Source organism: Streptomyces sp. NPDC058284, assembly GCF_042881135.1.
Classification (GTDB): Bacteria; Actinomycetota; Actinomycetes; order Streptomycetales; family Streptomycetaceae; genus Streptomyces.
Genome location: NZ_JBHVYE010000021.1, coordinates 131,995 through 141,716 on the forward strand (window position 1 = coordinate 131,995; position 9,722 = coordinate 141,716).

7 protein-coding genes are annotated in these 9,722 nt (G+C 71.8%); 3 read left to right on the plus strand and 4 right to left on the minus strand.

Translation table 11 applies throughout. The features are described 5' to 3' along the window. Positions 1-38 precede the first annotated feature (38 nt). From ACFVYR_RS26820 to rsmI, 4 genes are all read right to left on the minus strand, one after another. A complete protein-coding gene (locus ACFVYR_RS26820) occupies positions 39-1,496 on the minus strand; it encodes a ubiquitin-like domain-containing protein (RefSeq protein WP_384263608.1) in 1,458 nt (485 codons plus the stop codon). 143 nt (positions 1,497-1,639) lie between these two features. Beyond that, positions 1,640-2,515: a TatD family hydrolase gene (locus tag ACFVYR_RS26825; RefSeq protein WP_384263611.1), complete on the minus strand. Its 876-nt coding sequence runs from the start codon at positions 2,513-2,515 to the stop codon at positions 1,640-1,642. A 70-nt stretch (positions 2,516-2,585) separates the two neighbouring features. Then, positions 2,586-3,044 (minus strand): hypothetical protein, encoded by a 459-nt coding sequence (locus ACFVYR_RS26830; protein ID WP_384263614.1) that lies wholly within the window; start codon positions 3,042-3,044, stop codon positions 2,586-2,588. A 198-nt stretch (positions 3,045-3,242) separates the two neighbouring features. Beyond that, positions 3,243-4,139, minus strand: coding sequence for a 16S rRNA (cytidine(1402)-2'-O)-methyltransferase (gene rsmI / locus ACFVYR_RS26835; protein WP_384263616.1), 897 nt, complete (start codon positions 4,137-4,139; stop codon positions 3,243-3,245). A gap of 62 nt (positions 4,140-4,201) precedes the next feature. Here rsmI and ACFVYR_RS26840 point away from each other — a divergent pair, with 62 nt between their 5' ends. From ACFVYR_RS26840 to ACFVYR_RS26850, 3 genes are all read left to right on the plus strand, one after another. After that, positions 4,202-5,941 carry a dolichyl-phosphate-mannose--protein mannosyltransferase gene (locus ACFVYR_RS26840; RefSeq protein WP_384263618.1) on the plus strand — a complete coding sequence of 580 codons (1,740 nt, stop codon included), beginning with the start codon at positions 4,202-4,204 and terminating at the stop codon, positions 5,939-5,941. A 126-nt stretch (positions 5,942-6,067) separates the two neighbouring features. Beyond that, positions 6,068-7,696: a penicillin-binding transpeptidase domain-containing protein gene (locus ACFVYR_RS26845; RefSeq protein ID WP_384263623.1), complete on the plus strand. Its 1,629-nt coding sequence runs from the start codon at positions 6,068-6,070 to the stop codon at positions 7,694-7,696. A 117-nt stretch (positions 7,697-7,813) separates the two neighbouring features. Next, on the plus strand, positions 7,814-9,532 hold the full coding sequence (locus tag ACFVYR_RS26850; RefSeq protein ID WP_384263620.1) for a penicillin-binding transpeptidase domain-containing protein: 1,719 nt from the start codon (positions 7,814-7,816) through the stop codon (positions 9,530-9,532). Positions 9,533-9,722 lie beyond the last annotated feature (190 nt).

Below are 9,722 nucleotides of genomic sequence, written 5' to 3' on the forward strand. Positions count from 1 at the left end.
GGCGGGCGGGTGCGCCCCGCCGGGGAGGGGTGCCCGCTCTACAACCGCCGGCCGCAGTGCGGCCAAGGGCTTGCCCCCCGTTGCACGTACAGCTTCTTCGCGCGCAGGGTCTGCTCCGCCGCCGGGGCGTCCTGCGGGCGGCCCGAGCCGCCCAGCGCCTGCCACGTCCGCGTGTCGAACTGATAGAGGCCGCCGTACGTACCGGAGGGATCCACCGCGCCGGGCCGGCCGCCGGACTCGCAGTGGGCGAGGGAGGCCCAGTCCAGGCCCTCCGCCCCCGCCACCGGCGACGGCATCCGCTTCGTGCCGATCCGCACGATCCGCTTCTGCGGCTCACGGACCACCTCGGCCCGCACCCGCCGCGGCCGCTGCTTGACGCCGTTGACGGTCCGCACCGTGTACGTGATGCGTCTGACCCCCGGCCGCCCCGCCTGCACCACGACCTCCGTGCCGCGCAGGACCGACGCGTCCTCGGTCCTCACGACCTCGAAGGGGATCGCCTCCTCGCGGACCTCCTTGGTCCCGGTGACCCGCATGACGGTGACGGTCTGACCGTCGCGCGGAAAGCTGTCGGCGGCGACCGACATCGTGTCCTGGCCCCGCAGCGTCACCCCGGACTCGGCGACGGCCTCCCGCACGGTCGCCGCGTTCGTACGGATGGTCCGCTCCCGCCCGTCCGCCATGATCGTGACGGTGCGTTCCGTGAGCACGTCGAGGGCGAGCCCGTCGCGGTCGATGCGGCGGCTGCGCGACGTCGACAGGTACGCGCCCTCCGCGCGCACGCCGAGCTGCCGCAGCGCCCCGTCGACGGTGCGGGCCGTGGTCCACACCTCGCGCGGCTCGCCGTCGAGGGTGAGGCGGACGGGCCGGCCGTAGCGGACGGCGATCTCGTCGCCGCTGGCGAGGGCGGCGTCGGCCCCGGGGGCGACGATGTCGTGGGCGCCGACGTCGACGCCCTCGTCGGCGAGGAGTTCGCCGACGTCGTCCGCGAAGGTGTGCAGGGTGCGGGGCTCGCCGTCGACGATGAGCTCCACGGCCTTGTCGTTGGCGACGAACGCGGAGGTGCCGCCCGCGAGGAACGCCACGACGAGGGCCTGCGGCAGCAGCCTCCGCATGGCCTCGGGCCGGTTCTCGGAGCGGGGCGACGGCCGAGTCCCGGCCCGGCTCCCGGCCCTGGTCCCGGTCCGGGCCTCCGGCGCCCCGGCCCCCCGCCCGCCGCTCTTCCTGCGCCGCGCGGCCCGCCCCCCGCCGCCCGCCGGGGCCGACTGCTGCCGCGGCAGACGCCCCTCGGCGCCCCCGTCACCGCCGGCCTCCGGCGCCGCGGGCACCACGTCGACCATCGTGGTCTCGTATCCGGGCGACCAGTACGCCGCACCGCCGTGGACGGCCGCGTACGACGTGTCATGGGCGTAGGCCGCCTCCGTCGGGCACGACGAGACATCGCGCCACGCCTCATACGGCGGCTCGTACGGCGGCTCGTACTGCGAGTTGCTCACGACGACGCTCCAGGGGGTCCGGGTCCGTACCGGGGCCGGACAGAACCTAGCGGAGCACTCGTCACTCTCCAAAGCAGCGCGACTACGCAGTGTCGCCGCGTTGACCTGAGCTGCTCCCCGCGGGCGATACGCGTCGTTATCGGTCAGTAAGCAAAGGCGCGCGCCGTGTTGGCGGAGACGGCCGTGGCCATGGCGTCCTCGTCGATGCCGCGGACTTCGGCCATCGCGCGCAGCGTGACCGGAATGAGATACGGCGCGTTGGGCCGTCCGCGGTACGGGGCGGGCGTCAGGAACGGCGCGTCCGTCTCGACGAGCACCAGTTCGAGCGGTGCGACGGCAAGGGCGTCCCGCAGGCCCTGCGCGTTCTTGAAGGTGATGTTGCCCGCGAAGGACATGAAGTAGCCGTTCTCGGCGCAGATCCGGGCCATGTCGGCGTCACCGGAGTAGCAGTGGAAGACGGTGCGCTCGGGGGCGCCCTCCTCCTTCAGGATGCGCAGCACATCGTCGTGGGCCTCGCGATCGTGGATGACGAGGGCCTTGCCGTGCCGCTTGGCGATCTCGATGTGGGCGCGGAAGGACCGCTCCTGCGCGGCCATGCCCTCAGGGCCGGTGCGGAAGTGGTCGAGGCCGGTCTCGCCGACGCCGCGCACGTGCGCCAGTGCGGCGAGCCGGTCGATCTCGGCGAGCGCCTCGTCGAGGGCGGCGTCACCGCCCGGCTCGCGCGTCCCCTGCCGGGACCAGCCGTCGGGGTCGCCGAGGACGATGCGGGGGGCCTCGTTGGGGTGCAGGGCGACGGTGGCGTGCACGCTGTCGTGCGCGGCGGCGGTCTCGGCCGCCCACCGGGACCCGCGTACGTCGCACCCCACCTGGACGACCGTCGTGACGCCCACGGAGGCGGCCTTGGCGAGGCCCTCCTCCACCGTGCCCGACTGCATGTCGAGGTGGGTGTGGGAGTCGGCGACCGGCACCCGGAGCGGTTCGGGCAGGGGCGGCGGGACGTCGGCGTTCTTCGAAGGCATACCTCGATCCTACGAAGCCCCCCACGAGCCGGCCGCCCCGGCCGGACGCCCCCGGCCGGACGCCCCCGGCTCAGTGCCCCTTGCGGTGCTGGAAGGGGTGGAGCAGGTCGGACAGGTGCCAGTGGTGATCGCCCTTGGCCCCGCCCGCCGCAACCCCACCGGCGGCGACGACGTCGGCCTCGGCCGCGGCGTCGGGCGCGAGCTCGTCCACCGGACCCGCCGGCTTGCCCACTCCCGTCCCCTCCCGCTGCCGCCGCATCATGTCGAGCACCGAGGACACCTGCCCCGCCCGCATGATCCGCACGACGTGGCCACCGCAGTTCAGACACGTGGGCCGGGTCAGCGGTGACGGCACGTGCGCGCCGTCCGCCCGGTACATCACGAATTCATGACCCGTGGCGTCCACGTGGTGCTCTATTTCGTACGACTGCTCCCACCCGTGCCCGCACCGCATGCAGGCGAAGGCGTACGACTCATGAACGACATTTATCGCCGCGCTGGGGTGGCCGGTGTCCGCGATCTCACTCATGCCAGCTGCTCCTCTTGCCCGAGGGACAAGCACTGCCGGAGTCCCAGGAGAATCCGGGACCGGAAGCGTGGGGACGGGTGCGTCCCTTCAACCAGTGGACGCCTTTCCCGGAGCGAGCGCATCAGACCTGTCGAGCATTGGATCCGTTTTGGCCTGCCCTTAGAAAACAAGCCTGGTGCGGGACCCGCGCTTTGCCTTTCACGATAGTCCTTTGCCTGCCGATGGGCCGCCCCGATCCGCATTCTTTGCCGCCACGACGGCATCGAAGACGGCACGCTTGGGAAGGCCCGCCTCGGCGGCGACCGCGGCGATCGCCTCCTTGCGCCGCTCGCCCGCCTCCTCGCGGACCCGCACCCGGCGCACCAGTTCGTCGGGGCCGAGCTCCTCGGCGCTCTTCTCGGGGGCGCCCTCGACGACGACGGTGATCTCACCGCGCACCCCGTCGGCGGCCCACTCGGCGAGCTCCTTCAGCGAACCGCGCTTGACCTCTTCGTACGTCTTGGTCAGCTCGCGGCAGACCGCCGCCCTGCGCTCCTCGCCGAACGCCTCGGCCATGGCGAGCAGCGTGTCGTCGATGCGGTGCGGGGCCTCGAAGTAGACGAGGGTGCGCCGGTCCTCCGCGACCTCGCGCAGCCGCGAGAGCCGCTCGCCCGCCTTGCGCGGCAGGAAGCCCTCGAAGCAGAACCTGTCGACCGGCAGCCCCGAGAGCGCGAGCGCGGTGAGCACGGCGGACGGTCCCGGCACGGCCGTCACCCGCATGTCCCGCTCCACGGCGGCGGCGACCAGGCGGTACCCGGGGTCGGAGACCGACGGCATCCCCGCGTCCGTCACGAGCAGCACGCGCGCGCCGCCCGCCAGCGCCTCGACCAGCTCCGGCGTGCGCGCCGACTCGTTGCCCTCGAAGTACGACACGACCCGCCCCGCGACCTGCACGCCCAGCGCCTGGGTGAGCCTGCGCAGGCGCCGGGTGTCCTCGGCGGCGACGACATCGGCCGCCGCAAGTTCGGCGGCGAGCCGCGGCGGCGCGTCGGCCACGTCACCGATGGGCGTGCCCGCGAGGACGAGGGTTCCGGGGGATTCAGCGCTTCCTGTCACGGATCCATCCTCGCAGGGCCCACGGGCGGGACTCGCACAGTCTGGTTCCCTACGATGGCGCGGTGACCAGTACCGCGTCTTCCCCGGACACCCGCGAGGGCCAGGCAGCGAAGGAGCAGCAGCCCTCGTGGCAGCGGCGGCTGCGCCGATTCGGCCATGCGGAGCGGGCCAGAGACGACGTCACGCAACGCCTCGTTCCCGCGTACACGGAGCCGAGCCCCCGCCTGTGGATGACGCTCGGCATGCCGGAGCACCTCGCGGACCGTCTGGTGCGCTGGTCCGGCTGGGGCGGTCCGCTGCTGATCACACTCGTCGCCGGTGTGCTGCGGTTCCTGAACCTCGGCAATCCCAAGTCGGTGATATTCGACGAGACGTACTACGCGAAGGACGCCTGGGCGCTCATCCACCGCGGCTTCGAGGTCAACTGGCCGGACAAGATCAACGACGACGTCCTGCGGCAGGGCAGCGGCATCGCGGTCCCGCACGACGCGGCGTACGTGGTGCATCCGCCGGTCGGCAAGTACGTGATCGGAATCGGCGAGTGGCTGTTCGGTTTCGATCCGTTCGGCTGGCGGTTCATGACGGCGGTGCTCGGCACGCTGTCGGTCCTCATGCTTTGCCGGATCGGACGGCGGCTCTTCCGCTCGACGTTCCTGGGATGCCTGGCGGGCGCGCTGCTCACGGTGGACGGCCTGCACTTCGTGATGAGCCGCACCGCGCTGCTCGACCAGGTCCTGATGTTCTTCGTGCTCGCCGCCTTCGGGTGCTTCCTGATCGACAGGGACAAGGCGCGGGCGCGACTGGCCGCCGCGCTGCCGCCCGACGAGGACGGTGTCGTACGCCCCGACGCGCGGGTGGCCGAGACGACGCGACTGGGGTGGCGGCCGTGGCGGTGGGCGGCCGGGCTGTGCCTGGGGCTCGCCTTCGCCACCAAGTGGAACGGCCTGTACATCATGGTCTTCCTCTGCCTGATGACGGTCCTGTGGGACGTGGGCGCGCGCCGGGTGGCCGGGGCGGCGCGGCCCTACCGCGCGGTCCTGCGCCGCGACGTGCTGCCGGCGTTCGTGTCGACGGTGCCGGTGGCGCTCGCCACGTACGTCGTCTCCTGGCTCGGCTGGATCCTCTCCCCCGCGGACGGCACCGGCGGCTACTACCGCAACTGGGCGGCGACGGCCGGGAAGGGCGGCGACTGGACGTGGCTGCCTGACTGGGTGCGCAGCCTGTGGCACTACGAGCACGCGGTGTACGAGTTCCACGTGGGCCTGTCCTCGCCGCACACCTACCAGTCGAACCCGTGGAGCTGGATCGTCGACGGCCGCCCCGTCTCGTACTTCTACGAGTCGCCGCTGCCCGGCAAGGACGGCTGCCCCGCCGACACCACCGACAAGTGCGCCCGCGAGGTCCTCGCGCTCGGCACCCCGATGCTGTGGTGGGCGGCGGGCATCGCGCTGCTCTATGTGCTGTGGCGGTGGGCGTTCCGCCGCGACTGGCGCGCGGGCGCGATCCTCTGCGGCGTCGTGGCGGGATATCTGCCCTGGTTCCTCTACCAGGAGCGGACGATCTTCTACTTCTACGCCGTCGTCTTCGTGCCGTTCCTGTGTCTGGCGGTGGCGATGCTGGTCGGCGCGATGCTGGGGCCGCCGGGGTCGAGCGAACGGCGGCGCGTCGCGGGCGCCGCGGGTGCGGGCGTTCTCGTCCTCCTCGTCTTCTGGAACTTCATCTATTTCTGGCCGATTTATACGGGCACCGCCATTCCCATCGATTCCTGGCGCTCCCGAATGTGGCTGGATACATGGGTGTAACGCACACCATGGACACCGTCCAATAACAACGGCCCCTTGTTCAGCCCCTGCCCCCTTAGGGTTCAGGGCGAACAACCCTCCCGGATATGTCCGCGCCGGGAGGGCTCCTGGGGAGGGGAGCGCATGGTGCGCAAGGGAGTAAAGGTCGCGCTGGTCGGCGGGGTCTTCACCGTGCTGGTCGGGGGTGCCGGGTACGGCGCGTACAACCTGGTGAACGGCGTGACCGGGAGCGGGGGTCCTGCGCACTCCGGGACCGAGGTGAAGACCGGCCCGCCCACGGGCGGCGAGGTGCGGGAGGCCTCGCGGAAGTTCTTCGAGGCCTGGTCCTCCGGCGACGCCGACGGGGCGGCGGCGTACACGAACAACCGGGAGCAGGCGGTGGTCTCGCTGACCGGCTACCGCGAGGACGCCCACCTGACGAAGGTGAAACTCACGCCGAAGCGGGCGTCCGGCGCGCGGGTGCCGTTCTCCGTCTCGGCGACGGTCTCGTACAAGGGGAAGAGCAAGTCCCTCACGTACGACTCCCGGCTCACCGTCGTCCGCGGCAGGACCACGGGCCGCCCGCTCGTCGACTGGCAGCCGGCCGTCGTGTACCCGTCCCTGGAGAAGGGGGACACCTTGGTGACCGGCGAGGCCGCCGCGCCGCCCATCCAGGCGGTGGACCGGGCGGGCACCGTCCTGAGCAAGAAGGACTACCCCTCGCTCGGCCCCGTCCTGGACCAGCTGCGCAGCAAGTACGGCGAGAGCGCGGGCGGCGAGCCGGGCGTCGAGCTGTACGTCCAGCACGAGAACGAGGACGCGGGCACGCGCACGCTGCTCACCCTCGCCAAGGGCACGCCGGGCAAGCTGCGCACCACGCTGAGCGCGGGCGTGCAGAAGGCGGCGGAGCAGGCGGTGCTGCGCAGCGACGACTCCTCGGTGGTGGCGCTGAAGCCGAGCACCGGTGAGGTCCTCGCGGTCGCCAACAACCGCAAGGACGCGTTCAACGCGGCCTTCCTCGGCCAGGTGGCGCCCGGCTCGACGATGAAGATCCTCACCTCGGCGATGCTCATCGACAAGGGGGTCACCAAGGCGGGCGGCGCCGCGCCGTGCCCGGCCACCGCGACCTGGCAGAGCCAGACGTTCCAGAACCTCACGGGCATGGCGCCGAACGAGTCCGCGACGTTCTCCGAGGACTTCGCGCGCTCCTGCAACACGGCGTTCGTGAAGCTCATCGACGAGAACGGCATCACGGACTCCTCGCTCACCGAGGAGGCCCAGAACAACTTCGGCCTCGGACAGGGCAACTGGAAGGTCGGCATCCCCTCCTTCGACGGCGCCGTACCGGCGTCGGCGGGCCCGAACCGCGCGGCGAACGCGATCGGCCAGGGCGAGGTCCAGATGAACCCGCTCACCATGGCCTCGGTCACCGCGACAGCGACGACGGGCGCCTTCCGCCAGCCGGTGATCGTGCCGCACTCCCTCGACGACCGCGAGCTGGCCACCGCGCGGGGCCTGCGCTCCTCCACCGTGGAGCAGCTGCGCCAGATGATGCGGCGCACGGCGGTCAGCGGCACGGGGGCGCGCGCCATGGCCGGGCTCGGCACCGACATAGGGGCGAAGACCGGGTCGGCCGAGGTCGACGGCCAGGCGAAGTCGGACAGCTGGTTCACCGGCTACCGGGGCGATGTCGCGGCGGCCGCGATGGCGCAGCGGGGCGGACACGGCGGTGACGCGGCGGGGCCGATCGTGGCGGCGGTGCTGGGCGCAGGGTAGACGCTGCGGCGGTGCGTCGCCCGGGCGGGCGATGAAGTGGTCAAGGGCTTCTCGGTACGCCTCTAAGGTGGCCTTCCGGTGCGGAGCCGGGGGTTCTCGGGGAACTGCGGAGGGTTTGTGGGCAAGCGAAGGCGCGCCGCCGAGCGCAAGAGCGTCGGTGTCAGAAGCGTGAAGGTGCATCCGGGAGTGCTGGGCGGGGCGGCCGTCGTGGTCGTCTGCGGCGTGGGGGCCGCCGCGTTCGCACTCTCCGGAAGCTCCGGTTCCGGCGGGGACGGCTCGACGGTCGACGAGAAGCAGGTGGCGTCGGGCCCGCCGACGGCGGCCGAAGTGCGCACCACCGCGCGGGCGTTCCTCGCCGCGTGGGCCAAGGGCGACGCGGCGCGCGCGGCGAAGCTCACGGACGACCGCGCCGCGGCGCAGAAGGCCCTGACGTCCTACCACAAGGACGGCCACCTCACGAAGACCGAGCTGACGCCGGGCAGGCGGTCGGGCGCCGACGTGCCCTTCAAGGCGGCGGCCACGGTCTCGTACGAGGGAAAGAGCAAGCCCCTGTCGTACGCGTCCGAACTCACCGTCGTCCGCAGGAAGAGCGACGGGAAGGTGCTGGTGGACTGGCGTCCCTCGGTGCTGCACCCGGAGCTGAGGCAGGGCGACCGGCTGGTCACCGGTGAGGCGGGCGACCCGCCGATCAAGGCGGTGGACCGGGACGGCGGGGAGCTCTCCACCAAGAAGTACCCGTCGCTCGGTACGGTCCTCGACGGGCTGCGCGAGAAGTACGGCAAGAAGGCGGGCGGCAAGGCGGGCGTCGAGCTGCGTGTGGTGCGGGCGGAGAAGGACGCGCCGGGCTCCGCGTCGGCGAAGAAGAAGAACTCCTCCGATTCGATGCCCGACAAGACGCTCCTGACGCTCGCGCCCGGCACCCCGGGGACGCTGAAGACGACGTTCAGCGGCTCGTTGCAGTCGGCCGCCGAACGGGAGACGGCCAAGCGGAAGCGGGCGTCCGTCGTGGTGGTCAAGCCCAGCACCGGCGAGATCCTGGCCGCCGCCAACTCCGAGCCCGGCGGCTTCAACACGGCCTTCCAGGGATCCATCGCACCCGGCTCCACGATGAAGGTCATCAGCTCCTCGATGCTCCTGGAGAAGAAGCTCGCGGGGGTCGACAAGAAGCATCCGTGCCCCAAGTACGAGACGTACGGCGGCTGGAAGTTCCAGAACGACGACAAGTTCGAGATCAAGAACGGCACGTTCCGCGCGAGCTTCGCCCGGTCCTGCAACACGGCCTTCATCAGCCAGGCCAAGAAGCTCGACGACGACTCCCTGACCAAGCAGGCGCAGGAGGTCTTCGGGCTCGGCCGCGACAACTGGTCGATCGGCGTCTCGTCCTTCGACGGCGCGGTGCCGGTGCAGAGCGACGCCCAGATGGCGGCCTCGCTGATCGGGCAGGGCGCGGTGCGGATGAACCCGCTGAACATGGCGTCGGTGGCGGCGACGGTGAAGTCCGGCACGTTCAAGCAGCCGTACCTGGTCTCGCCGGACGTGGACGACCGCAAACTGGCGACGGCCTCGCGCAGGATGTCCGGCTCGACGGCGGCGGCCCTGCGTGACCTCATGCACTACACGGCGGTCGCCGGCACGGCTGTCGAGCCGATGCGGGGTCTCGGCTCCGACATGGGCGCGAAGACCGGTTCGGCGGAGGTCGACGGCCAGAAGAAGCCGAATGGCTGGTTCACCGCGTACCGGGGGGACCTGGCGTCGGCGGCGGTCGTCCAGGGCGGTGGCCATGGGGGGGACTCGGCGGGGCCGGTGGTGCGGGCGATGTTGTTGGCGGGGGGTTGAGGGGGGCGGGCCTTGGGCGGCGTCTTTGGTAGGCCTGTGCCTTTGGGGGTGGGCGGGGGCGTCCGGGGTTTTGCGGAGTGTGGCGGTTACGGGCCCGCCTAAAAACGGGCTCCCCAGCGCAAAGCGGCCGCAGCCCCCATTACCCAGCGCGACACCCAAGAAACACCACCCACCAACCCACCATGACAGT